Annotated in this window: 20 protein-coding genes and 1 riboswitch; of the genes, 15 read left to right on the top strand and 5 right to left on the bottom strand. The window is 71.4% G+C overall.

All coding sequences use genetic code 11. The features are described 5' to 3' along the window. Window positions 1–43 precede the first annotated feature (43 nt). The 6 genes from OG972_RS14855 (at window position 44) to OG972_RS14830 (ending at window position 11,433) form a co-directional block, all read left to right on the top strand. Window positions 44–496 carry an MGMT family protein gene (locus OG972_RS14855; protein WP_323135871.1) on the top strand — a complete coding sequence of 151 codons (453 nt, stop codon included), beginning with the start codon at window positions 44–46 and terminating at the stop codon, window positions 494–496. Between the two features lie 209 nt (window positions 497–705). Then, on the top strand, window positions 706–4,107 hold the full coding sequence (locus OG972_RS14850) for an ATP-dependent DNA helicase (RefSeq protein ID WP_266981765.1): 3,402 nt from the start codon (window positions 706–708) through the stop codon (window positions 4,105–4,107). 348 nt (window positions 4,108–4,455) lie between these two features. Then, on the top strand, window positions 4,456–7,938 hold the full coding sequence (locus OG972_RS14845; RefSeq protein ID WP_266981763.1) for an ATP-dependent DNA helicase: 3,483 nt from the start codon (window positions 4,456–4,458) through the stop codon (window positions 7,936–7,938). 10 nt (window positions 7,939–7,948) lie between these two features. Then, entirely contained in the window at window positions 7,949–9,343 is a 1,395-nt protein-coding gene (locus tag OG972_RS14840) for a dipeptidase (protein ID WP_266981761.1), read from the top strand. 44 nt (window positions 9,344–9,387) lie between these two features. Continuing rightward, the gene (gene nudC / locus OG972_RS14835) at window positions 9,388–10,335 is read left to right on the top strand and encodes an NAD(+) diphosphatase (RefSeq protein ID WP_266981759.1); all 948 of its coding nucleotides are present in this window, start codon (window positions 9,388–9,390) and stop codon (window positions 10,333–10,335) included. Window positions 10,336–10,432: 97 nt separating this feature from the next. Beyond that, window positions 10,433–10,530, top strand: a riboswitch (ZMP/ZTP riboswitch). 39 nt (window positions 10,531–10,569) lie between these two features. Next, window positions 10,570–11,433, top strand: coding sequence for a bifunctional 5,10-methylenetetrahydrofolate dehydrogenase/5,10-methenyltetrahydrofolate cyclohydrolase (locus OG972_RS14830; protein WP_323135870.1), 864 nt, complete (start codon window positions 10,570–10,572; stop codon window positions 11,431–11,433). Window positions 11,434–11,581: 148 nt separating this feature from the next. Here the strand turns inward: OG972_RS14830 and OG972_RS14825 are convergent, their stop codons facing one another. Beyond that, complete coding sequence (locus OG972_RS14825; RefSeq protein ID WP_266981757.1) at window positions 11,582–11,824, bottom strand: mycoredoxin; 243 nt, start codon at window positions 11,822–11,824, stop codon at window positions 11,582–11,584. 132 nt (window positions 11,825–11,956) lie between these two features. Between OG972_RS14825 and OG972_RS14820 the strand changes: the two genes are divergently transcribed. The 5 genes from OG972_RS14820 (at window position 11,957) to OG972_RS14800 (ending at window position 16,020) form a co-directional block, all read left to right on the top strand. Continuing rightward, on the top strand, window positions 11,957–14,206 hold the full coding sequence (locus tag OG972_RS14820; RefSeq protein ID WP_323135869.1) for an ATP-dependent DNA helicase UvrD2: 2,250 nt from the start codon (window positions 11,957–11,959) through the stop codon (window positions 14,204–14,206). A gap of 164 nt (window positions 14,207–14,370) precedes the next feature. Further along, the gene (locus OG972_RS14815) at window positions 14,371–14,697 is read left to right on the top strand and encodes a hypothetical protein (protein WP_266981753.1); all 327 of its coding nucleotides are present in this window, start codon (window positions 14,371–14,373) and stop codon (window positions 14,695–14,697) included. A 172-nt stretch (window positions 14,698–14,869) separates the two neighbouring features. Next, window positions 14,870–15,238, top strand: a complete 369-nt coding sequence (locus tag OG972_RS14810; RefSeq protein ID WP_030915514.1) for a WhiB family transcriptional regulator — start codon at window positions 14,870–14,872, stop codon at window positions 15,236–15,238. Between the two features lie 32 nt (window positions 15,239–15,270). Beyond that, window positions 15,271–15,594, top strand: a complete 324-nt coding sequence (locus tag OG972_RS14805) for a hypothetical protein (RefSeq protein WP_266990483.1) — start codon at window positions 15,271–15,273, stop codon at window positions 15,592–15,594. A 222-nt stretch (window positions 15,595–15,816) separates the two neighbouring features. Then, window positions 15,817–16,020, top strand: a complete 204-nt coding sequence (locus OG972_RS14800; RefSeq protein ID WP_266981750.1) for a hypothetical protein — start codon at window positions 15,817–15,819, stop codon at window positions 16,018–16,020. 81 nt (window positions 16,021–16,101) lie between these two features. On the opposite strand, the gene OG972_RS14795 is transcribed toward OG972_RS14800, so the two are convergent. Next, complete coding sequence (locus OG972_RS14795) at window positions 16,102–17,562, bottom strand: AarF/ABC1/UbiB kinase family protein (RefSeq protein WP_266981748.1); 1,461 nt, start codon at window positions 17,560–17,562, stop codon at window positions 16,102–16,104. Between the two features lie 41 nt (window positions 17,563–17,603). Next, window positions 17,604–18,749 (bottom strand): ThiF family adenylyltransferase, encoded by a 1,146-nt coding sequence (locus tag OG972_RS14790; protein WP_266981746.1) that lies wholly within the window; start codon window positions 18,747–18,749, stop codon window positions 17,604–17,606. A 273-nt stretch (window positions 18,750–19,022) separates the two neighbouring features. On the opposite strand from OG972_RS14790, the gene OG972_RS14785 reads away from it, so the two are divergent. From OG972_RS14785 to OG972_RS14770, 4 genes are all read left to right on the top strand, one after another. Then, window positions 19,023–19,646 carry a M48 family metallopeptidase gene (locus tag OG972_RS14785; RefSeq protein ID WP_266981744.1) on the top strand — a complete coding sequence of 208 codons (624 nt, stop codon included), beginning with the start codon at window positions 19,023–19,025 and terminating at the stop codon, window positions 19,644–19,646. 107 nt (window positions 19,647–19,753) lie between these two features. Further along, window positions 19,754–21,358 (top strand): TerD family protein, encoded by a 1,605-nt coding sequence (locus OG972_RS14780; protein ID WP_266981742.1) that lies wholly within the window; start codon window positions 19,754–19,756, stop codon window positions 21,356–21,358. 11 nt (window positions 21,359–21,369) lie between these two features. Then, complete coding sequence (locus tag OG972_RS14775) at window positions 21,370–22,050, top strand: AIM24 family protein (protein ID WP_266981740.1); 681 nt, start codon at window positions 21,370–21,372, stop codon at window positions 22,048–22,050. A gap of 19 nt (window positions 22,051–22,069) precedes the next feature. Further along, on the top strand, window positions 22,070–22,825 hold the full coding sequence (locus OG972_RS14770) for an AIM24 family protein (protein ID WP_266981738.1): 756 nt from the start codon (window positions 22,070–22,072) through the stop codon (window positions 22,823–22,825). Window positions 22,826–22,915: 90 nt separating this feature from the next. Here OG972_RS14770 and OG972_RS14765 read toward each other — a convergent pair whose 3' ends face one another. Together OG972_RS14765 and OG972_RS14760 are read right to left on the bottom strand one after the other, a co-directional pair. After that, window positions 22,916–23,464: an NUDIX hydrolase gene (locus tag OG972_RS14765; protein WP_266981736.1), complete on the bottom strand. Its 549-nt coding sequence runs from the start codon at window positions 23,462–23,464 to the stop codon at window positions 22,916–22,918. Further along, window positions 23,461–24,903, bottom strand: coding sequence for a zinc-dependent metalloprotease (locus OG972_RS14760; protein WP_266981734.1), 1,443 nt, complete (start codon window positions 24,901–24,903; stop codon window positions 23,461–23,463). Before OG972_RS14760 ends, OG972_RS14765 begins: the two co-directional genes overlap by 4 nt. Between the last annotated feature and the right edge of the window lie 158 nt (window positions 24,904–25,061).

Below are 25,061 nucleotides of genomic sequence, written 5' to 3'. Positions count from 1 at the left end.
GGACCGGGCCGGACTGTCGGTGGCGTACGGCACCATGGGCCGGATGAGCCAACACCGGACGAGCGGCGACGGGGCGAGGGGCGACCGGGCGCCCGACGCGTCGCCGGAGTACGACGCACTGCCGGAGTACGCGGAACGCGTGCTCGATGTCGCCGACCTGATTCCGCCCGGCCGCGTCATGACGTACGGCGATGTCGCGGAGTGGCTGGGGGAGGGCGGCCCGCGCCAGGTCGGCCGGGTCATGGCGCTGTACGGCGCGGCGGCGCCGTGGTGGCGGGTGGTGCGGGCCGACGGGGCGCTGCTGCCCGGTCACGAGCTGCGGGCGCTGGACCACTACCACGAGGAGAGCACCCCGCTGCGCGAGGCCCCGCGCAGCGCGGAGGGCCATCTGCCGCGGCTCGACATGAAGCGTGCGCGGTGGGACGGCATGACCGGTGGGGACGGGGGCACCGACCGGGACGGGGACCAGGACGGGGTCGGGGGAGCTCACACCTGACAGCTTCCGCCATTCGGCCCCATGACGGGCAGAGCCGGGCCCGTTCGATGGACGAGAAAACCTGCGTGACCTGCCGTGCGACGCGGAACGTGACGTTCGACGCAGTGGACCCGCCGCATCCCACGCCCCCGCTGGCGTAGCGTCGACAGTTCGCGGCAGGCACCCCCGCCCCCTCACCATCAGCACACCCCCCAGGACCGGCGATCCACGTGAGCTCCTCCTCCTTCACCCGGCACAGTCCGCACCGTCAGGCACGGCAGGGGGTCCCCCCACGCCCGCAGGGGCGTAGGGGGAGGACCACGGGTGCGTACCGACTGGTGCGTACCCCGCCGGGTTCCGTGGACCCCCCTGTTCTGGACGCAGCGCAACAGACGGTGGTTGATCACCCCGGCGGCCCGCTGCTGGTCCTCGCCGGACCGGGCACCGGCAAGACGACCACGCTCGTCGAAGCGGTCGCCGCCCGCGTCGCCAGGGGCGGTGACCCGGCCCGCATCCTGGTCCTCACGTTCAGCCGCAAGGCGGCGGTGGAGCTGCGCGACCGGATGGCCGCCCGGCTCGGTGCCGCCCGCGGCCCGCAGGCCACCACGTTTCACTCCTTCTGCTACGCACTGGTCCGCGCCCATCAGGACGCCGACCTCTTCGCCGACCCGCTGCGGCTGCTCTCCGGACCCGAGCAGGACGTCACCGTCCGCGATCTCCTGGCCGGCCAGCTCGAACTGGAACAGGAGGGCATCGCGCACATTCGCTGGCCCGACGAGCTGCGGGCCTGCCTGACCACGCGTGGCTTCGCCGACGAGGTACGCGCGGTGCTCGCCCGCAGCCGCGAGCTGGGCCTCGGCCCGGATGCCCTCGCCGACTTCGCGCGCCGCACCGGCCGCCCGGACTGGGGTGCGGCCGCAGCGTTCCTCGCCGAGTACCTGGACGTGCTCGACGCGCAGGGGGTGCTGGACTACGCGGAGCTGGTCCACCGGGCGGTGCTCCTGGCCGAGCGCCCCGAGGTGTCGGCGGTGCTGGCCGGGGCGTACGACGCGGTGTTCGTCGACGAGTACCAGGACACGGACCCGGCGCAGGTGCGGCTGCTGCACGCGCTGGCGGGCAACCGCGGGAGCGCGCCGAGGGCCGGTGGCGGCCGGGACCTGATCGCCTTCGGCGACCCGGACCAGTCGATCTACACGTTCCGGGGCGCCGACGTGAACGGCATCCTCGACTTCCCGGAGACGTTCCGGCGGGCGGACGGCCGCCCGGCCCCGGTCGGCGTCCTCACCACGTCGCGCCGCTCCGGCGCACAGCTGCTGGCCGCCACCCGGCTGCTCACCCGCCGGATGCCGCTGACCCGGCTGCCGTCGGCGAAGGTCCGCGCCCACCGGGAGCTCGCCGCGGTACGCGAGGGCGGGCGCGTCGAGACGTACACCTACCCGACCGCTTCCACCGAGCTGGACAACATCGCCGACCTGCTGCGCCGCGCCCACCTGGAGGACGGCGTGCCATGGAACGAGATGGCAGTGCTGGTACGTGCCGGGGGCCGCACGATCCCCGCGGTGCGCCGCGCCCTGACGTCGGCGGGCGTGCCTCTGGAGGTCGACGGCGACGACCTCCCGCTGCGCCACGAACCCGCTGTGACCCCGCTCCTCACCGCCCTCCGCACGGTCGCCACGGCCGCGCTGCACCGCACGACGGCTGCGGAGCCGACGGCCCCGGACGACGGCGCCGCCCCTGCGTCCGAGGGGCCCGCCGCCCCCCGGCTCGACACCGAGACCGCCCTCACCCTCCTCACCTCCCCCCTCGGCTCCATGGACGCCGCCGATCTGCGCCGGCTCGGCCGGGCGCTGCGCGACGAGGAGCGGGCCGCCGGGAACCGGGTACCGCCGCCCTCCGGCGAGCTGCTGGCCCGCGCGCTCGCCGAACCCGAACGCCTCGTCGCACACGACCCCGCGTACGCCCGCGGTGCCCAGCGTTTCGGTGCGCTGCTGCGCAAGGCACGCGAACTCCTCGAAGGCGGCGGCACCGCCGAAGAGGCCCTGTGGGAGCTGTGGGCGGGCACCCCCTGGCCGGGGCGGCTCGAACGCGCCGCGCTGCGCGGCGGCGCGGGCGGCCGCAACGCCGACCGCGATCTCGACGCCGTCTGCGCACTCTTCGACACCGCGGCCCGCGCCGAGGAACGCACCGGCGGCCGCGGCGCGCTCAACTTCCTCGAAGAGATCGACGCCCAGGACATCGCCGCCGACACCCTCTCCAAGCGGGTCGGACGCCCCGACGCCGTACGGCTGATGACCGCGCACCGCTCGAAGGGGCTGGAGTGGCGGCTGGTTGTCGTCGCCGGGGTGCAGGAGGGGCTCTGGCCGGACCTGCGCCGCCGCGGTTCGCTGCTCGAAGCGGACCGGATCGGCCGCGACGGTCTTGCCGAACCGCTCACCCCGGGCGCCCTCCTCGCCGAGGAACGACGCCTCTTCTACGTGGCGGCGACCCGCGCACGGGAACGACTGATCGTCACCGCGGTGAAGGCCCCCGCCGACGACGGCGACCAGCCGTCCCGCTTCCTCACCGAGCTGGGCATCGAACCGCGCGACGTCACCGGACGCCCGCGCCGCCCGCTCGCCGTCGCCGCGCTCGTCGCCGAGCTGCGCGCCACCACCGTCGACCCGGACGCCTCCGACGCCCTGCGCGACGAGGCCGCCCACCGGCTGGCCCGGCTGGCCGCGCTCACGGACGACGAGGACCAGCCGCTCGTGCCGTCGGCCCATCCGTACCGCTGGTGGGGGCTGTACGAGCCGACCCGCTCGGCCGTCCCGCTCCGCGACCGGGACCACCCCGTGGCGCTCTCCGGCAGCGCACTGGACCAGCTGGCCAACACCTGCGCCCTGCAGTGGTTCCTCGGCCGCGAGGTGAAGGCGGACGCCCCGGCGACGGCCGCGCAGGGCTTCGGCAACGTCGTGCACGTACTCGCCGACGAGGTCGCCTCCGGCCGTACCCCCGCCGACCTGGCGGTCCTGATGGAGCGCCTCGACTCGGTCTGGGACGGGCTGGTCTTCGACGCCCCCTGGAAGTCGCAGCAGGAGAAGGAGCAGGCGAGGGTCGCCCTCGAACGCTTTCTGCGCTGGCATGTCATGGACCGCACCGGCCGCACCTCCGCCGCGAGCGAGCACGACTTCGACGTGACGCTCGAAGCGGGGGAGTACGAGGTACGGATCCGCGGCTCCATGGACCGCGTCGAACGGGACGCCGACGGCCGTGCGTACGTCGTCGACTTCAAGACCGGCAAGCAGTCCCCGACGAAGGACGAGGTCGCCCGCCATCCCCAGCTCGCCGTGTACCAGCTGGCCGTCCGGGAGGGGGCCGTCGACGAGATCTTCGACGGCCACCGCCCCGTCCCCGGTGGCGCCGAGCTCGTCCAACTGCGGCAGCCGGCCCCGAAGAAGGAGGGCGGCGACGCCCTTCCCAAGGTGCAGGCCCAGGAACCGCCCACCACCGAATGGGTCTCCGACCTGCTGGCCACGGCCGCGGGCCGGGTCCTGGACGAACGCTTCACACCCACGACCGGGCAGCACTGCACCCACTGCACGTTCCGGGCCTCGTGCAGCGCTCAGCCCGAGGGCCGCCACATCCTGGAGTGACCGGGTTGCGGCTCCGGCCGGTCGAGTCGAACCACAGCGGTCGTAGGCGTGCAGCCGGCGACACCCCTGAGGCGGCAGTCCCGCAGGATCCTCCGGTCCGGATCATCCGCTGTGATCACCCACTCACCGTGCGATCCATGCGCGGCCGCGCCGCCGGTCGGGGATGGCCCCGGAGCGGCCCGTGGCGGAGGCCACATCTGTCCCCAGGGCGTGGCCGCCCGAGGCGACCGGATGCGATCGCCGGCGGTCAGTGCCCGACCCGGACCACAGGTGGCCTCCCGGCAAGGCACGTCCCGGCCTTCTCGCGGACCCCGCACGTTGTCGGTGCGCCCGGTTAGCCTCTGTGGGGTGTCCTCACATATCACCGATCCCGAGCAGCTCAAAGAGCTCCTCGGGATCCCCTTCACCCCGGAGCAGACGGCCTGCATCACCGCGCCGCCGGCCCCGCAGGTGATCGTCGCCGGAGCCGGTTCGGGGAAGACCACGGTGATGGCGGCGCGTGTGGTGTGGCTGGTCGGGACCGGGCAGGTCGCCCCGGAGCAGGTACTCGGACTCACCTTCACGAACAAGGCGGCGGGCGAGCTCGCCGAGCGCGTCCGCAAGGCACTCGTCGCCGCCGGGGTCACCGACCCGGACGCCATCGACCCGGACAACCCGCCGGGCGAGCCCAGCATCTCCACGTACCACGCCTTCGCCGGACGGCTCCTCACCGAACACGGGCTGCGCATAGGACTCGAACCCACCACCCGCCTCCTCGCCGACGCCACCCGCTACCAGCTCGCCGCCCGCGTGCTGCGCGAGGCCCCGGGCCCGTACCCGGCACTGACCAGGTCGTTCCCCACCCTGGTCAGCGATCTGCTGGCACTCGACGCCGAGCTGGCCGAGCATCTCGTACGCCCCGAGCAGCTCGCGGCGTACGACAGCGACCTCCTCCGAACGCTGGAAACGGCCCGGCTCACCAACGCCGAGCTGCGCAAGATCCCCGAAGCCGCCGAAGCCCGCCGCGAGCTGCTCTCGCTGACCCGGCGCTACCGGGATGCCAAGCGCAGCCGCGACCTTCTCGACTTCGGCGACCAGATCGCGCTCTCCGCCGAACTGGCCCTCACCCGCCCCGAGGTCGGCGCGATCCTGCGCGACGAGTACCGGGTCGTCCTGCTCGACGAGTACCAGGACACCTCCGTCGCCCAGCGGCTGCTCCTCTCCGCCCTCTTCGGCAGCGGCCCCGACGGCACCGCGTCCGGGCACGCCGTCACCGCCGTCGGCGACCCCTGCCAGGCGATCTACGGCTGGCGCGGCGCCTCCGTCGCCAACCTCGACGACTTCCCGCACCACTTCCCGCACGCCGACGGCGCCCCCGCCACCCGGTACTCCCTCAGCGAGAACCGCCGCAGCGGCGGCCGCCTGCTGCACCTCGCCAATGGGCTCGCCGAGCCGCTGCGCGCCATGCACGAGGGCGTCGAAGCGCTGAGCCCCGCCCCGGGCGCCGAACGCGACGGCATCGTCCGCTGCGCCCTGCTGCGCACCCACACCGAAGAGATCGACTGGCTCGCCGACTCGATCGCCCATCTCGTACGGACCGGGAAGGAACCCGGCGAGATCGCCGTGCTGTGCCGCACGGCGGGCGACTTCCCGGAGATCCAGGCCGCGCTCGTCGCCCGCGACATCCCCGTCGAGGTCGTCGGCCTCTCGGGGCTGCTGCACCTGCCCGAGGTCGCCGACCTCGTCGCAGTCTGCGAAGTCCTCCAGGACCCCGGCGCCAACGCCTCCCTGGTCCGGCTGCTCATCGGGCCCCGCTGGCGGATCGGCCCCCGCGACCTGGCGCTCCTCGGCCGCCGCGCCCGCCTCCTCGTCCACCGCGCGGCTCATGCGGACGACGACGACTTCGACCCCGACCGCCGGCTCGCCGAAGCGGTCGAAGGCATCGACCCGGCCGAGGTGATCTCGCTCGCCGACGCCCTCGACACCTTCCTCGAATCGAGTGGTACGGAGGACGACGGGCTGCCGTTCTCCGCCGAGGCACGCGTCCGCTTCGCCCGCCTCGCCACCGAACTGCGCGAGCTGCGCCGCTCGCTGGCCGACCCGCTCATGGACGTGCTGCACCGGGTCCTCGCCACCACCGGTCTCGAGGTGGAGCTCTCCGCGTCGCCGTACGCGCTGGCCGCCCGCCGCCGCGAGACCCTCGCCAACTTCCTGGACGTCGCGGCCCGCTTCGCCGCAGCAGACGGCGAGGCCACGCTGCTGGCCTTCCTCGGCTTCCTGCGCACCGCCGTCCAGTACGAGAAGGGTCTGGACAACGCACTGCCCGGCGGCGAGAACACCGTCAAGGTCCTCACCGCCCACAAGTCCAAGGGCCTGGAGTGGGACGTCGTCGCCGTGCCCGGCCTGGTCACCGGACAGTTCCCCAGCGCCCGGTCCCGCGACGCCTGGACCTCCCAGTCCAAGGTCCTTCCGCACGCCCTGCGCGGCGACGCACCCACCCTGCCCGTCATCCACTCCTGGGACGCCAAGGGGCTGGGGGGGTTCAAGGAGGAGATGAAGGAGCACCAGCACACCGAGGAACTCCGCCTCGGCTACGTCACCTTCACCCGGCCGCGCAGCCTGCTGCTCGGCTCCGGCCACTGGTGGGGGCCGGCCCAGAAGAAGCCGCGCGGCCCGTCGGACTTCCTGCAGGCGCTGTACGAGCACTGCGTTGCCGGACACGGCGAGATCGAGGCATGGGCGGACGAGCCGGCCGAGGACGAGGAGAACCCGGCCCTCGCGGAGGCGGCCGCCGACCACGCCTGGCCGCTCCCGCTGGACGACACGGCGCTGGCCCGCCGCCGGGCGGCCGCGGAGACGGTGCTGGCCCACCTGGAGACGCTGGCGGGGGAGTCGGCGGCGGGTGCGGCGCCGGGGGCGTACCCCGCGGCACCGGACGACCAGCGGTATGCCGACGACGAGCCGTACCCGGACGACGAGCCGTACCCCGATGAGGCCGCGGACTGGGACTCCCTGTCGAGCGAACCTCCCGCGGACCCCGCCCCCACGCCATCGGCCCCTCGGATCCCCGCCCCCCACGTCCCCGCCGCCCGGACCCCCTCACGGCTCACCCCGGAGGAGACGCGCACCCTCGCCTCCTGGGACCGGGACCTCGACGCGCTCGCCGGTGAGCTGCGCCGCGCCCGCGCCACCGTGCGCGAGGTCCTCGTGCCCGCCTCGCTCTCCGCCACGCAGCTGCTGAGGCTCGCCGACGACCCCGACGGCTTCGCCCAGGAGCTGGCCCGGCCCATGCCGCGGCCGCCTGCGCCCGCGGCCCGCCGGGGCACCAGGTTCCATGCCTGGGTGGAGGCCCGCTTCGAGGAGCTGCCGCTGCCCATGCTCGGCCCCGACGAGCTGCCCGGCGGCGACGGGAGCGATACCGACATCGCGGACGAGCGCGACCTCGCCGCGCTCAAGGAGGCCTTCGAGCGGACCCCGTACGCCCACCGCACCCCGTACCGCGTCGAGACACCGTTCCAGATCACGCTCGCGGGCCGCGTGGTCCGGGGCCGGATCGACGCCGTGTACCGCACGGAAGGTGCGGACGGGGTCACCTACGAGATCGTCGACTGGAAGACGACCCGTCACGCCCCCCACGGCCACGAAGACACCTCGGCCGTCCGCACGGCCGACCCACTGCAGCTGGCCGTCTATCGCCTCGCCTGGGCCGAACTGCACGACGTACCACTCGACTCCGTCACCACCACGTTCCTGTTCGTCCGCACCGGAGAGGCCGTCCACCCCGCCGATCTCCCCGGCCGGGCCGAGCTCGAACAAATCCTGTGGGACGAGCCACCTCCCGCAGGCCGATAGGCTCAAGACCATGAGCGACACCCCGGACAGCGCCGTCCGTACGTACACCGAACAGCACCGCACAGCCTTCCTCGACGACCTTGCCGAGTGGCTGCGCATCCCCTCCGTGTCCGCCCAGCCGGAGCACGACGGAGACGTACGGCGCAGCGCCGAGTGGCTGTCCGCCAAGCTCAAGGAGACCGGCTTCCCGGTCACGGAGGTCTGGGAGACGCCGGGCGCCCCCGCCGTCTTCGCCGAGTGGCCGTCCGAGGACCTGGACGCCCCGACCGTCCTCGTCTACGGCCACCACGACGTGCAGCCCGCCGCCCGGGAGGACGGCTGGGACACCGACCCGTTCGAACCGGTGATCCGGGACGGCCGGATGTACGGGCGCGGCGCCGCCGACGACAAGGGCCAGGTGTTCTTCCACACCCTCGGCGTCCGGGCCCACCTCGCCGCCACCGGCCGCACCACCCCTGCCGTCCACCTCAAGCTCCTCGTCGAGGGCGAGGAGGAGTCCGGCTCCCCGCACTTCCGCGCCCTGGTCGAGCAGCAGGCCGCGCGCCTCGCCGCCGACGCCGTGATCGTCTCCGACACCGGCATGTGGGACGAGACGACCCCGACGGTCTGCACCGGCATGCGCGGTCTCGCCGAGTGCGAGATCGAGCTCCACGGCCCCGAGCAGGACATCCACTCCGGATCGTTCGGCGGCGCCGTCCCCAACCCGGCGACCGCCGTGGCCCGCCTCGTCGCCGCGCTGCACGACGCGGACGGACGGGTCGCGATCCCCGGTTTCTACGACGGCGTGACGGAACTCACCGACACCGAGCGCGCCCTCTTCGCCGAGCTCCCCTTCGATGAGGCCGGCTGGCTGCGTACCGCCAAGTCGCAGGCCGCGACGGGCGAGGCCGGCTACTCCACGCTGGAGCGCATCTGGGCGCGCCCCACGGCCGAGGTCAACGGCATCGGTGGCGGCTACCAGGGCGCCGGAAGCAAGACCATCATTCCGTCCTCCGCCCTCGTGAAGATCAGCTTCCGGCTGGTCGCGGGCCAGGACCCCGACCACGTCCAACAGGCCGTCCGGGCCTGGGCCGAGGCGCAGTTCCCGGTCGGCATCCGCCATCGGATCACCTTCGCCCCCGCCACCCGCCCCTGCCTGACCCCGCTGGACCACCCCGCCCTGCAGGCCGTGGCCCGCGCCATGGGACGGGCCTTCGGCCAGAAGATCCTCTTCACCCGCGAAGGAGGCTCGGGGCCCGCCGCCGACCTGCAGGACGTGCTCGACGCCCCCGTCCTCTTCCTGGGCATCTCCGTACCGTCCGACGGCTGGCACGCCCCCAACGAGAAGGTGGAGCTGGACCTCCTGCTCAAGGGCGTGCAGACGACCGCCCACCTCTGGGGCGAACTGTCCACCGCACTCCGCTGAATCCTCTGAACACCCGATCCATCCCGGGGGAGTAGGAAGCACCTGTGAGCACCTTCGACAACGCCACCACAGACCGGCCCATCGGTCTCACCGCGCCCAGCGGCATCGACCGCGCCGCGCACCACCGCCTCGACGAGGCCTGGCTCTCCGCCGCCTGGAGCCACCCGACCACCCGGGTCTTCGTGGTCTCCGGCGGGCAGGTGCTGATCGACGACACCGCCGACGGCGGCACGGAGATCGTCATGACCCCGGCCTTCGAGGCCCCGGTCACCGAGACCCACCGCTACTTCCTCGGTACCGACGAGGACGGCGTCAGCTACTTCGCGCTCCAGAAGGACTCGTTGCCCGGCCGCATGGACCAGCCGGCGCGCCCGGCCGGGCTGCGCGAGGCCGGACTGCTCCTCGGCCCACGCGACGCGGGGCTGATGGCGCATGCGGTGGCGCTGGAGAACTGGCAGCGGCTGCACCGCTTCTGCTCCCGCTGCGGCGAACGCACCGTCATCGCAGCGGCCGGCCACATCCGCCGCTGCCAGGCCTGCGGCGCCGAGCACTACCCGCGCACCGACCCGGCGGTGATCATGCTGGTGACGGACGACCAGGACCGCGCCCTGCTGGGCCGTCAGGTGCACTGGCCGGAGGGCAGGTTCTCGACGCTCGCGGGCTTCGTCGAGCCCGGGGAGTCGATCGAGCAGTCCGTCGCCCGCGAGGTGTTCGAGGAGGCGGGTGTCACGGTCGGTGAGGTCGAGTACATCGCCAGCCAGCCCTGGCCCTTCCCGTCCAGCCTGATGCTGGGCTTCATGGCGCGGGCCACGTCGTCGGAGATCAACGTCGACGGCGAGGAGATCGAGGAGGCGCGCTGGTTCTCCCGCGAGGACCTGACGGCGGCCTTCGAATCGGGCGAGATCCTGCCCCCGTTCGGCATCTCGATCGCGGCCCGTCTGATCGAGCTCTGGTACGGCAAGCCGCTCCCGAAGCCGGGCAGCGTCGGCTGACACACGGTGCGGGGCGGACGACGGAGCACGCACGGCCGGGGTCCGCCCTCCACTGCGCCGCGTTACTCCCCCCAGGATGCTCCGGTCCGTTAATCTGGACCCGGGCCGTGACTGGCGCTGAGGTGGAGTACCACCGGGGAGCGGTCCGACGAAAACACTCGACAACCGTCGATGCCGTGCGCCTGGGCGATTCATCGTGATCCTCGTGATCCAAGTGACGCTCAGGAGTGAAGCGTGGCCCAGACACAGACAGCCCGTCCGATGGATGGCACCGCTCTCGCCCGCCGCATCATCGAGACCAGCGCCGCGACAGTGGCGGAACTCCGGCTGCGCACCGGGAAGGCACCCTGCCTGGCGACCGTGCTGGTCGGCGACGACCCGGCGTCGGTGACCTACGTCCGGATGAAGCGTCGCCGCTGCGAAAGCGCGGGCATCGCGTCACGGCACGTGGCCCTTCCTGCCACCTCCACCACCCAGGACGTGGTGGACGCGGTCACCGCACTGTCGAACGACCCCGATGTGCACGGCATCCTGCTGCAGCATCCCGTCGGTCCCCACATCGACGAACGCGCCGCCTTCGAGGCGATCGACCCGGCCAAGGACGTCGACGGGGTCACCATGCACTCGTTCGCGGCGATGAGTTTCGGCCTTCCCGGCTTCGTCTCCTGCACACCCGGCGGCATCATGCGCCTCCTCGACGAGTACGAGGTCGACCTCGCGGGCAAGCACGCGGTCGTCGTGGGCCGCAGCGCCATTCTGGGCAAGCCCGCCGGGATGCTGCTGCTCGGCCGGGACGCCACCGTGACGTACTGCCACTCACGGACGGCCGACCTCCCGTCGATCGTGCAGCAGGCGGACGTGCTGCTGGCCGCGGTCGGCAAGCCGCGCTTCATCGCCGGTGCGGACATCAAGCCGGGTGCGGTGGTGCTCGACGCCGGATACAACGACGGCAACGTCGGCGATGTCGACTACGAGACCGCGGCCGAGCGGGCACGGCTGATCACCCCGGTCCCGGGCGGCGTCGGACCGATGACCGTCGCGGTCCTTCTCGAACAGACAGTGGCCGCGGCCGCCTCGCAGCTCGGCGCAGCGGCGTGAGCTGACGCCCCGTTGCCCGGCGGAAGCGCCCGCCGGCTTGCGGGCACGGAAACGCCCGCCGCCCTCCGGCGGACCGGAAGGCGGCGGGCATGTCTGCAGGCGCGTCGGTGCGGGCGTTCCGCTGCCGCGAGGCGCGGGGCTCGCTCGCTCAGACGCCGATCTTCTGCTTGACCTGGGCCAGCGAGGGGTTGGTCAGTGTCGAACCGTCCGCGAAGAGCACGGTCGGGACGGTCTGGTTGCCCCCGTTGGCCTTCTCGACGAAGGCTGCGGACGCCGGGTCCTGCTCGATGTTGATCTCGTTGTACGTGATGCCCTCGCGGTCCATCTGGCCCTTGAGCCGACGGCAGTAGCCGCACCACGTGGTGCTGTACATCGTCACAGTGCCCGGCATGTTTTCGCGCTCCTCTGTCTTGTTCGTCTCACTCACGACTGCGGAAAAGCCGCCCATGTGCATCCCCGCAGGGAGTGGAACGTACGTGACCTGGTCACCATTCCCGCCGTCGGCCCCGCATTAGTACGACGGATGCCGCTCCCCTGTGGACAACTTCCGCGTCCGCCTCTCCCGACCTGGCAGCATGGCGGGGTGACAGCAGCAACGCATTCCTCTCTTTTCCCGCAGGTCCCCGAGTCGGCGGACGCCGTGCTCGACGGGCTGGACCCCGAGCAGCGCGAGGTCGCCCTGGCCCTGCACGGCCCGGTGTGCGTGCTGGCCGGAGCCGGTACGGGCAAGACGCGAGCGATCACGCACCGCATCGCGTACGGGGTGCGCGCCGGAATACTCCAGCCGACCAGTGTGCTGGCCGTCACATTCACCAACCGGGCCGCGGGCGAGATGCGGGGCCGGCTCCGCCAGCTCGGCGCAGCCGGGGTGCAGGCGCGGACCTTCCACTCCGCCGCCCTGCGCCAGCTCCAGTACTTCTGGCCGAAAGCAGTCGGTGGCGAGCTGCCGAGGCTGGTGGAGCGCAAGGTCCAACTGGTCGCCGAGGCCGCCGCCCGCTGCCGCATCCGGCTCGACCGCAACGAGCTGCGGGACGTCACCAGCGAGATCGAGTGGGCGAAGGTCACCCAGACCGTGCCCGCCGACTATCCGGCCGTGGTCGCCAAGACCCAGCGCGACGCCCCGCGCGACACCGCCGAGATCTCCCAGATCTACGCGATGTACGAGCAGCTGAAGCGCGACCGCTCGGTGATCGACTTCGAGGACGTGCTGCTTCTCACCGTCGCCATCCTCCAGGACCGTCACGACATCGCCGACCATGTCCGCCGCCAGTACCAGCACTTCGTGGTCGACGAGTACCAGGACGTCAGCCCGCTCCAGCAGCGTCTGCTCGACCTCTGGCTGGGCGACCGGGACAACCTGTGCGTCGTCGGGGACGCCAGCCAGACGATCTACTCCTTCACCGGGGCCACCCCCGAGCACCTGCTGAACTTCCGCACTCGCCACCCGAACGCGACCGTGGTCAAGCTGGTCAGGGACTACCGCTCCACGCCCCAGGTGGTCCACCTGGCCAACGGCCTGCTCGGCCAGGCCCGTGGCCGCGCCGCCGAGCACCGGCTCGAACTCGTCTCGCAGCGGGAGAAGGGTCCCGAGCCGGCCTACACGGAGTACGGGGACGAGCCCGCGGAGGCGGAGGGCACCGCCCGCCGGATCCGCGATCTGATCGCCGCCGGCGTCCCGGCCGGGGAGATCGCCGTGCTCTACCGGGTCAACTCCCAGTCCGAGGTCTACGAGCAGGCCCTCTCCGACGCGGGCGTGCCCTACCAGCTGCGCGGCGCGGAGCGCTTCTTCGAGCGCGCGGAGGTACGGGAAGCGGGCGTCGCCCTGCGCGGCGCGGCGCGCGCCGGGGGGAACGACTCCTTGCTCGACGACGCGGAGGGGCTGCCCTCCCAGGTGCGGGCCGTGCTCTCCACCAAGGGGTGGACCACGGATCCGCCCGCGGGCTCCGGCGCGATGCGCGACCGCTGGGAGTCCCTCGCCGCGCTGGTCCGGCTGGCCGAGGACTTCGAACAGGCCAAGCCGGGGGCGACGCTCTCCGATCTGGTGGCGGAGCTGGACGAGCGGGCTGCCGCCCAGCACGCCCCGGCGGTCCAGGGAGTCACGCTGGCCTCGCTGCACTCGGCGAAGGGCCTGGAGTGGGACGCCGTGTTCCTGGTCGGGCTGACCGAGGGCATGATGCCGATCACGTACGCCAGGACGGACGAGCAGATCGAGGAGGAGCGCCGCCTGCTCTACGTCGGTGTCACCCGGGCGCGCTTCCATCTCTCGCTGTCGTGGTCGCTGTCCCGGTCGCCGGGCAGCCGCGGCGGGCGGCGCCCGAGCCGCTTCCTGAACGGACCGCGTCCCGGCTCGACGGGGCTCGGCGGGCGTGGCACGGTCGGCGGCGGCGGAGGCGTCGAGCGTCCCGCGGTGACCAAGCGCAGGCGTCGTGGCCCCGCGCTGTGCCGGGTCTGCGGCAAGACACTCACCGACGCCGGCGAGATGAAGCTGATGCGCTGTGAGGAATGCCCCTCCGACATGGACGAAGCGCTGTACGAGCGGCTGCGCGACTGGCGGGCGGACCGCGCGAAGGAGATCGGCCAGCCCGCCTACTGCGTGTTCACCGACAAGACGCTCATGGCGATCGCGGAGGCGGTGCCGGGCAGCGCGGGCGAACTGGCGGGAATCTCCGGGGTCGGTGTCCGGAAGATGGACCGGTTCGGAGCAGCCGTGCTGGCCATTTGTGCAGGTGAGGACCCGGTCGAGGGGCTCGGGGGAGACGACGGGGAGGTGTGAGAAAAACTCGTCGAAAAAATAGTTTGCGCCCGCCCCAGTCATCACCATAGGTTCTTAACCACGGGAACAGCGACTTCTCTGAAGCCCTGATCCTGTGCTGTACTTATCCGAATACGCAGGACCGGCCCGCCGGTCCACCGAGACGCCGAGAGGAGGCGATTGTCGTGATCAGCATCATCGAGACCAACAAAATGACCGATCTGTCGGTCGTCTCCGCCTGCTCGCTCGGCCTCGCCTGCTCTTCGGAATCTTCGCTTCGTGGCACCGGTCTGTCCGGCATTTCCGCCGCCAGCCCGCTGTCCCTGGCGAGCCTCCCCGTGCGGGAGCGCAATGAGCGACCGACCCAGGCATCGACGGCAGCAGTAGCGAAGGGACAGGCCAAGGCGGCCTATGCCTTTGCGGCAGTCGGTGCCGGAGCCGAGCAGCAGATGACGCACCACCACACGATGTGGGCCTTCCGTGGGCCTGAACCCTGGAGTGATCCAGCCTGATCCACCATCAGGCCGGCGCCTTCAGGGCCGCGGAACCCCACTCGGGATCCGCGGCCCTTTTGTTTTGTCCCAACGGACGACACAGCGAGAAGGCGCCTCGGGACAAGCAGTACCCGGTACCAGCAGCCACCCGGCCGACCGGCCGGAACAACCAGACGAGGACACCACCACCGTGCAACTCGAAGCGCACGCCCCGTCCGTACCGCCTTCCGAAACGATCCCCCCGCCCGGCCTCACGGAGGACTCCACCTTGATCCCCCTCACTGCGCTCACCGCGCTCGACGACGCCATCGAGAACCTCGGCGTGCCCGTCCCCTGCCGTTCCTACGACCCGGAGGTCTTCTTCGCCGAGTCGCCGGCCGATGTCGAGTACGCCAAGTCGCTCTGCCGCACCTGCCCGCTCGTCGAAGCCTGCCTCGCCGGCGCCAAGGAGCGCCGCGAGCCGTGGGGCGTCTGGGGTGGCGAGCTCTTCATCCAGGGCGTCGTCGTCGCTCGCAAGCGGCCGCGTGGCCGTCCGCGCAAGAACCCGGTCGCGGCGTGACCGCCGGCCTGGGAGCCACGGCCCCCAAACCCATGAAGCGCATCGGAACCATCGACCGTCCCCGGACCCACGACCCTCGAAATCAGGCACCAATGACCGTCCCCACGAATGAGCCCATCGGCTCCGCGACACCGAACGTCACGATCATCGGCGCGAACGACTCGCGTCAGAACAGGACCCGCGAAATGCAACTCATCCCAGAAGCCCTGGCGCGTGCGCATATGCACGACCGCCTGAGGGAAGCCGACGCGGAGCGCCGGGCTGTGCGCCTGGTCACCGCTCGGCGGATGCAGCGCCGGGCAGAGCGCGCTTCGATGCGCGCCCGCCGTGCGCTGGCCATGGCGGTCATGCACTAGTGCCCCTCCCGGCAAGCTTTGCGCCGTCGCACCGCCCGCTCGCCGCGTTGGCCGGCCGGTCACGGCACTAGCCAGGCCGGAAACCGCAGCACCCGCTGCCGGGCGCCGCTCCGCCCGGCAGCAGTCAGTACCCCTTCCGCGGGGCCGGTCCGAACGGACCGGCCCCGCGGTCGTGCTGTGTGGTGCCGTGCCGCGCAGCGGGGACGGAGTTATCGTCACGGGGTGGACGAGGAGACTCATCACCCCGCGCAGCCGGGTGCCGAGATCGTGGTGTGCGCCCTGTGCGGCACCACCGCCGACAGCGCGTACGCTCCGCCGACCTGGATCTGCTCCGTGGAGAACGGCAGGCGCCAGTACTTCTGCGACGACTGCGCCCGCACTCACATCAGGGCGATCGAGGGCCGCCTCGACTCGGCCTGGTGGTGACCCGCCCCCTCGGTGCCGAGGCCCGTGCCGGCGCCCCGGGGTCGGGGTCGGCGGGGGCGGTCCTGGACACCGCGCCGGACCCTAGGCCGGCCGGTCGTCGAGCAACTCGTCGTCGGTCAGCTCCTGACCGGCCAAGTCCTGATCCGGGAACTCCAGATCCCGGCCCTGCTGCTCGGGCAGGTCCTCGACGGGCAGGAACCCCGGGACCCAGGACTCCAGTTCGTCCCGCAGCCGCACCGTCGCACCCAGCTGGCACAGCACCCCGATCGTGCTCAGCGTCACCCGGTGTATCAGCAGATAGGCGGGCGGCAGATTCAGCTGCTTACCCAGCTGATGGGCGGGGGAGCGGGGATCCGCTATCCGGGCTGCCTGATTGCGCATCCAGCTCCGGGTGAAGGTGAACTCCTCCACCTGCGCCGGCTCGATGATGGGCAGGAGGTAGTCGAGTACCTCATCCGGGTCGAGGTCGATGGAGTCCTTGACGAAGCCCTCCTCGCGCAGCAGTTCGTACACTGCCTCCGCGTCACCCTCCAGCGTCAGCCGCAACGAGTCCCCGATGGGCTGAGGCAGGCCGCCCGGCAGCCGGTCCACCGTGCCGAAGTCCAGCACCCCGAGCCGCCACGGCCCGCTCCCACAGCCTTCCGCCTTTCCGTCCGCTTCCCCGCCCCCGGGCAGGAGCCGGAAGTTGCCCGGATGCGGGTCGGCGTGCAGCAGATTCGTGCGCACCGGACCCGAGAAGAGGAATCGCGCCAGCAGCTGACCCGCCCGGTCCCGTTGTTCCTGGGTGCCCTCCGCGATCACCTCGGACAGCGGGACGCCGTCGATCCACTCCGTCACCAGCACCTGGTCGGACTGGTGCACCACACCGGGAACCACCACATCGGGGTCGTCCGCGAACTCCTCGGCGTGTTCCCGCTGCGACTGCGCCTCCAGTTCGTAGTCCAGCTCCTCCGACACCCGGTCGCGCAGCTCCGCGATGAGCGGCTTGATATCCATGCCAGGGATCAGCGGGCCGAGCAACCGGGCGAAGCGGCTGAGTTGGGTCAGATCCGAGAGCAGGGCCTCCCCGGCGCCCGGATACTGCACCTTCACGGCGACGGCCCGCCCGTCGTGCCAGACCGCCCGGTGCACCTGCCCGATCGAGGCGGCGGCCGACGGCTTGTCGTCGAATTCGAGGAACAGCTCCCGCCAGTCCTCACCGAGCCGCTCCGTGAGCACCGCGTGGACGGTGCGGGTCGGCATGGGGGGAGCGGCTTCCTGCAGTTTGGTGAGCGCCGCCCGATACGGCCCGGCGACCTCCTCGGGCAGCGCCGACTCGAAGACGGACAGGGCCTGACCGAGCTTCATGGCACCCCCCTTCAGCTCGCCCAGCGTGCGGAACAGCTGGTCCGCCGTGCGCTGCTGGAGCTCACGGGCCACTATCTCCGCGGACTTGCCGCCGATCCGCTTGCCGAGCCCCCACGTGGCACGGCCGGCGAAGCCGAGTGGCAGTGCGGCCAACTTGGCTGTTCGGGTGACCGCTTTCCGGGGAAGATCAGACATACGCCCCTCCAAATCCCAGACTGCCGTGCCGCGTGCGGCGGTTACCCGGCCATTGTGTCCTGCGCCGCGCAGAGCCCGGAGGTGCGCTCCCTCCCAGTGTGCCCACCCGCCCCGCAGGAACAGTCGAGGTGGGGCCCGATCCGCTCCGACCGCCAGTCCAACAGCGGCAGGGCGGCCTCGCATCTGGCTCCCGTGCCGGCGGGCAGTTCGCCGTCGAGAAACGCCAGCGCCTGGGCCGCCGCGAGACCGGCCACCGCTGTCGCCAGTCCCAGGTCGCATGCCTGCACGGCGCCGCGCCGCCCGGACCGCCACTGGGCCAGCATCCGCGGCCACTGCGGATCCCGATCCGTGCGGTGCAGGTCCAGGCATCCCGCGCAGGCCGTACCGCCGGGCAGTACCAGCGGACCGACCACGCCCGTGGCCTCGATCACCCCGGCATAGAGATGAGGAGTGCCCGAAGCGATCCATGGTTCGGCTGCACGAGGGTCGGGGGCATACACCGCGAGACCGTCCCGCGGAGCGACCACGACCAGGGACAGCCCGGGACCACCATGCGACGGGGAGCGGTCCGTCCCCGTCGTCCGGGGGGCGGGACCGACAGCGGATCGTCGCACCAACTGCCGGGCGGCGGTGTCCCTGCGCTCACCGACCGCAGTGGCCGGAAGCCCGCCGGGTGCGACGTCCGACGGCTCGGTGACCCCTCCGTCCAGGACCTCGACCAGGCCCACACCGGACCCGGACAGCACCGACGCGATTGCCGCGCCGACCCGGCCGGAGCCCCGCACCTGGACGCGCATCGCGCGGCGGGCCGCCAACCGTCTCAGCCCGCCCCCCGGTTCGGGGTGCACGACCGAGAGCGACGCGAGGTCGGGGCGGTGTCGCTCCAGTACGTCGGCCCGGTTACGCAACGCGTCGGCTTCCGGCCCGCCCGCCCGGACATCGTCGACCAGTCCCGCTTCCACCAATCGCGCCACCAGCACGTCCACTTGATGGTCGGACAAGTCCAGTGCCCTGGCTTCCTCGCGCAGCAGTGGCAGGCCGCGTGTTCCGTCGAGCAGTTCCAGGAAACTGCCCGTGGCGATATCCATCGGCCCCACCTTCACCGCGTGAGCGGGCGTCACCCCGAATTGCACGGTGTTCCTGCCACGCCACGCTCGGCGCAGTGCGGGTTTCAACATCGGATGCATGGCTTCCCCCTGGCCCGTGTTCGTCCTGCTGCTGTCTCTTCTGGGCGATCTCTGTGTGGTCTCTGTGCGGTCCGGAGTGATCTGCGTGCGTCGACCGCGAACCGGAGCTTCGCGAGATCCGTTGCCAGAATGCAGGCCGGCGTCGGAGCGTGCAGAAAGTTATCCACAGGCATGGGGTATTAGTCGTTCAAATGGTGCATGCCATGGAACGGATCACGCGCGAACCGTCCCGGAGGCGGGACTTCCCGCACTGACAGCGGGTAACGTCGTGGCGTGCCCGCCGACCCGTCACCCGGCTTCGCCGGGGAGACCCCCGCGCGCAGCGCCAAAGACCATCAGCGCAGCGCGGCCAGCCATCCGCCCCGCCTCTCGGTGACGAGCGCGGTCGAGGTCCGCAGGAGCACCCGCCGCAGCAGAACGGTCTCCGCGTACCGGGAGGGCGACCGCACCATCGTGCTGATCCCCGCCAGGATGTCGGAGGCGGAGGAGCGGCGCTGGGTGACCGTGATGCTCGACAAACTCGCGGCCCAGGAGCGCAAGCGCATCCTCGGCGACAGCGAACTCGCCGAGCGGGCCGAGCGGTTGTCCGCCCAGTATTTCGCGGGCCGGGCCAGGCCCGCCTCGGTGCGGTGGGTGACCAACCAGAACACCCGATGGGGGTCCTGCACCCCGGCGGAGGGCAGCATCCGTCTGTCTCACCGTCTGCAGGGCATGCCGGAGTACGTCGTCGACTACGTGCTCGTCCACGAGCTGGCGCATCTGCTGGTCCCCGGTCACGGGCCGCGGTTCTGGCGGCTGCTGGAGGCGTATCCGCGTACCGAGCGGGCCCGCGGCTACCTCGAAGGAGTGGTGGCGGCGGACCGGCTGCCTCATCTGCCTGCCGCGCGTGGTGAGTGACGTTCAGCGATTCTGTACCGGGTGTGTACCGACTTAGCTCAATGTCGGAGTTTGCGGTTAGCCTGGCGCGACGCATTCACATTCGGGATGGGGGACGGTCGTTACGCATGGCCAGGGAATTCCAACGCGGCCACAAGGCCAAGATCAGTGATCTCACGCCGGGGACGGATCTGTACGTAGGTGTGCAGATCGCCGGTCCTGGACTGACCTTCGACATCAGCTGCTTCGGCCTCGATGCCCATGAGCAGCTCTCCGACGACCGGTATTTCATCTTCTTCAACCAGCCGAAATCGCCTGAGGAGTCCATTCAGCTCCTCGGTGCCCAGTCCGGTGACACCGAGTCGTTCCGCGTCACTCTGGACCGCATTCCGGCGAACATCCACAAGCTGTCGTTCACTGCGACCGTCGACGGCGCGGGACAGATGTCGCAGATCGGTCCGGGGTACATCCGGATCGTCGCGGGTGGCGAGGAAGTCGTCAGGTACGCCTTCACCGGCTCCGAGTTCACCACCGAGCGCGCGGTGATGCTGGGCGACTTCTACCTGAAGGACGTCTGGCGGTTTGCCGCTGTCGGACAGGGCTTCGACGGCGGTCTCGACGCGCTGCTGAAGAACTTCGGCGGCGAGGTCGCCGAGGAGGCGCCCGCCGCACCGCAGCCGCAGGCGGCTGCCCCTTCGTTCGCCCCGCCCGCGCAGGCGCCGGCGCCCGCTCCGTCCTTCGGTGTCCCGGCCGCCCCCCAGCCCCCTCAAGTCCCGCAGCCTGCTCCGTCCTTCGGCGCCCCGGCCGCGCAGGCTCCCACTCCGCAGCAGCAGATGCATGCCGCGCCGACGATAGCGGCGCCGATGGCACCGCAGGGCGGTACCGTCCCGCCGCCCGCGCCCGCCCCCGCTCCCTACGGCCAGCCGGGACAGCCGCCCCAGCAGCCCCAGTTCGGGCAGTTTCCCGGCCAGGCCATGCCGGCCGCCCCCTACGGTCAGCAGGCCCCGGCACCGTACGGGCAGCAGCCCCCCGGAATGCAGCCGGGCATGCCGCAGGGTGTGCCGCAGGCCGGTGCCGGTCTGCAGGCCGCGCTCCAGCCGTACAAGGAGACAGCCACCGGCCAGCGTTGGACGCCGCAGAACCAGCAGCTCATGCGGGTGGACCTCACCATGGGCGGTACACCGGTGCTCGCCCGTCAGGGCTCCATGGTGATGTATCAGGGGAAGGTCGACTTCAGCTACAAGGGTGCCGGTTTCGCGGGCCGCATGGTCGGGAATGCGACCGGCCAGGAAATGCAGCTGATGCGCTGTACCGGTCGCGGCCAGGTCTTCCTCGCCGAAGACGGCGCCCATCTGCACTCCATCGAGCTCCAGGGCGACGGCATCTGCGTCTCCGCGGAGAGCGTCCTCGCCTTCGACGAGTCGCTGCAGTACGAGGTCCGCAGGATCGAGGGTCACGGCATCCCCGGCGGCGCCCTGTTCACCATGCAGTTCCAGGGCAGCGGCACGGTCGTCGTCAAGACCCACGGCGTCCCCGTCGTCCTGCCGGTCACGCCGACCACCTTCGCCGACTGCAACGCCGTCGTGGCGTGGTCGTCCGCGTCCCAGGTGATCATCTCCAGCCAGGTCCGGCTGCGCCGCAACGCATACCCCGGGCACAGCGGAGAGACCGTGAACCTCCAGTTCCGGGGAGCCCCCGGCAACTTCATCGTCGTCCAGCCCTACGAGGTCTGAGGGAGCCCGTCATGAACCAGCAACTCGCGGGCTTCGCCCCGACCCCCGTCACGGCCCGTATGGAGAACCACGGCCATACGATGCTCAAGGTCGCCATGGCCACGGGCCAGGACCTCTATGCACGTACCGGCTCGATGGTGTCCTACGAGGGCTTCATCCAGTACGAGCCCAACCCGCCGGCCGTCCGGCAGATCGCCTCCCAGTGGATCACCGGCGAGGGCGCACCCCTGATGAAGTGCTCCGGTGACGGGCTGCTCTACCTCGCCGACTACGGCGCCGATGTGGTCGTCATCAATCTCAACAACGACTCCCTCTCGGTCAACGGCACCAACGTCCTGGCCTTCGACGGCCACCTCACCTGGGGCGTGGAGCGGGTCAAGGGGCTGGCGAAGTTCGCCGGCCAGGGCCTGTGGAACGTCTGCATCGCCGGCACCGGCTGGGTCGCGATCACCTCGCGCGGCACGCCGATCGTCGTCGACTGCGGACGCGGCGAGGACGAGACCTATGTCGACCCGGACGCCCTTGTGGCGTGGTCCCCGAACCTCAAGGTGAAGGGCAAGCGCAGCTTCAAGGCCTCCTCGCTGATCGGGCGGGGAAGCGGCGAGGCGTTCCAGATGGCGTTCTCCGGCCAGGGCATCGTCGTCGTCCAGCCGAGCGAGGACAGTACGGACCGCCTGCGGGTCCGGAACTGAGGGGGAGCGAGAACACACCATGCAGAGTCCGCTTTTCAACTACACGGAACAGCAGTCCCAGGACCGGTACACCCTGCAGAACCCGCAGCTCCTGCGGGTCTCGCTGACCGGCCACGACGACGTCCTCGCCCGCAAGGGCGCCATGGTCGCGTACCAGGGGCTGATGGAGTTCGACGGCGAGTACCAGTCGCACGGGCAGCGCCGCGCCCGCGCGAACACCGGTGAGGGCCTCGACCTGATGCGCTGTTCGGGCCAGGGCACCGTCTACCTCGCCAACCTCGCGCAGTACGTCCATGTCGTGGACGTCGACCACGACGGCATGACGGTGGACAGCGCCTATGTGCTGGCGCTCGACTCGTCGTTGCACACCGAGGTCATCGCCGTGGACAGCCAGTACGGCATCTCGGGCACGGGCAAGTACCAGCTCAACATCTCCGGCACCGGCAAGGTCGCCCTGATGACGTCCGGCCAGCCACTGATGATGCAGGTCACGCCGGACAAGTACGTCAACGTCGACGCCGACGCGATCGTCGCCTGGTCCAGCTCGCTGCGCGTGCAGATGCAGGCACAGACGCACTCCTCGGGCGTCTGGCGTCGGCGCGGCAACACCGGCGAGGGCTGGGAGCTCAGCTTCCTCGGACAGGGCTTCGCCCTGGTCCAGCCGAGCGAGGTGCTGCCCCCGCAGAGCGCCCAGATCGGCCAGGGGCTGCGCGCGCAGTACGGCATGGGCCAGCAGGGAGCGCACGGCCAGAACCAGAACAACGCCTGGAACTGAACCGCGGCGCACGGACACGGGTAAGGGGCGACCTCGTGGGAGGACGCCCCTTACCCGTTGATGTGCCGTTCCCGAGGGCCGTCGGTACGGCTACCGGCCGCCTTCCAGTGCCGCGCGCGTACGTGCCACCAGCTGCACGACCGAGGTGTCAGCCACCTCAGCCACCTCGTCGTATGCGAACCAGCGCAGATCCAGCGACTCGTCGCTGATCTCTTCCGTCGCGCCCGACGGCGCCAGCGCCGCGTACTGCACATCCAGATGCCAGTGGCACGGCGCCGGGATCGCATGCCGGTCCAGCACCACCGGGCCGCCCGCCAGCAGCGTCAGACCGCTGATGCCGGACTCCTCGGTGGCCTCACGCAGCGCCGCAGCCGCCAGCGTGGCGTCCTCGGGCTCGCAGTGGCCGCCCATCTGCAGCCACATCTGCAGCTTCCGGTGCAGTGTCAGCAGCACCCGTCCGCGCTCCGGATCGACGACCAGCGCGCTGGCCGTCAGATGCCCGGCCCGGCACGCCTTCCACATGCCGTCCGGATGCTGTGCCAGATGGTCCAGATAGGTCTGCCGCAGCTGCTCCTGGTCAGCGTCGGCCCGGTCCTCGTACCTCTTCAGTACGAGGACGGCGTCGTCGTGCAGGCTCACTGGTCGGTGTCGTCCTTGCCGTCGCCGTCGCCGGGGGCGCCGGTTTCCTCGCCCTTGTCGTCCGCGGGCTTCCGGGGACCCTTCGCGGCCTCGCCGAGCATCTTGTCCAGCTCGGAGAAGTCCAGCTGCTCGTGGTGCACGAACCCGTCCGGGTCGTCCAGGTCATGCGCGGTCGGCAGCATGTCCGGGTGCTCCCAGAGTGCGTCGCGCCCGTCGAGACCGCGCGCGTCCGTGAGCGACGCCCAGAGCCGCGAGGCGTCCCGCAGCCGCCGCGGCCGCAACTGCAGCCCGATCAGCGTGGCGAACGTCTGCTCGGCCGGGCCGCCGGAGGCACGGCGCCTGCGCATCGTCTCGCGCAGTGCGTCCGCCGAGGTCAGCCGGGGCTTCGCGGCCTCGTGGACCACCGCGTCCACCCAGCCCTCGACCAGCGCGAGCGCCGTCTCCAGCCGGGCCAGTGCCGCCTTCTGCTCCGGTGTGTCCTCCGGCTGGAACATGCCCTGCTGAAGGGCGTCCTGCAGCTGCTCGGGCTGCGACGGGTCGAACTGGCCGACCACGTCCTCCAGCTTGCTGGTGTCGACCTTGATGCCGCGCGCGTATCCCTCGACAGCGCCGAACAGGTGCGAGCGCAGCCACGGCACATGGGCGAAGAGCCGCTGATGGGCAGCCTCGCGCAGGGCGAGATACAGCCGCACCTCGTCCTGCGGCACGCTCAGGTCCTTGCCGAACATCTCGACGTTCAACGGAAGGAGCGCGGCCTTGCCCGCCGGGCCGAGCGGCAGCCCGATATCGGTCGAACCGACCACCTCACCCGCCAGCACACCCACGGCCTGTCCGATCTGCTGACCGAACATCGCACCGCCCATCGACCTCATCATGCCGATCAGCGGGCCGGCCATGGCCTGCATCTCCTCGGGCAGCACATCGCCCATGGCCATGCCGACACGCTCCGCCACCGGGTCGACCAGCTTCTGCCAGGCGGGAAGGGACGCCTCGACCCACTCCGCACGGCTCCACGCCACGGTCGAGACCGCACCGGAGGGCAGCGACGTCACGCCGTCCAGCCAGTGGTCCGCCAGGCGCAGCGCCTCGTCGACCGCCGACCGCTCGGACGGGCCGACGCTCGCGTCCTTCGTGCCGTCCGGCGTGCCCTGCGCAACCGTCTGGCGGGCGATCTGCTTGGCCATGTCCCAGTTCACGGGACCGCCCTCGTAGCTCAGCATCTGCCCGAGCTGCTGGAAGGCGGCTCCCAGATCGTTGGGGTTCATCGTGCCGAACATCGCCGCGAACGGGTTGTCCCCGCCCGCGCCCGGCCCGAAGCCGAACGGGTTCGCCGGCCCGCCCGAACCCTGCCCACCTCCGGTGGGGTCCTTCTTCTTGCCCTCGTCGCCGTTCTCCGGCTCCTCCGGCGGAAGGCCGAATCCGAATGGGGTGTCACTCACGGGTTTCCTCGGCTCGTAGGGCCGCCGGCTCGAACCGACGGCGACTGCCCGACATCACCATCCAGCGTAGACACCATGTCCGCTCAGGGCCTCAGTGCTCCGCCGGGTCCCGGCCTGCGGCAGGATGGACGCCACCTGGTACGTACGCGTCATTCGGG

The sequence above is a fragment of the Streptomyces sp. NBC_01669 genome (assembly GCF_026339735.1).
GTDB classification, from domain to species: domain Bacteria; phylum Actinomycetota; class Actinomycetes; order Streptomycetales; family Streptomycetaceae; genus Streptomyces; species Streptomyces yanii.
Note: the sequence above shows the minus strand (reverse complement) of the source record. Positions and strands in the feature narration are given on the sequence as shown.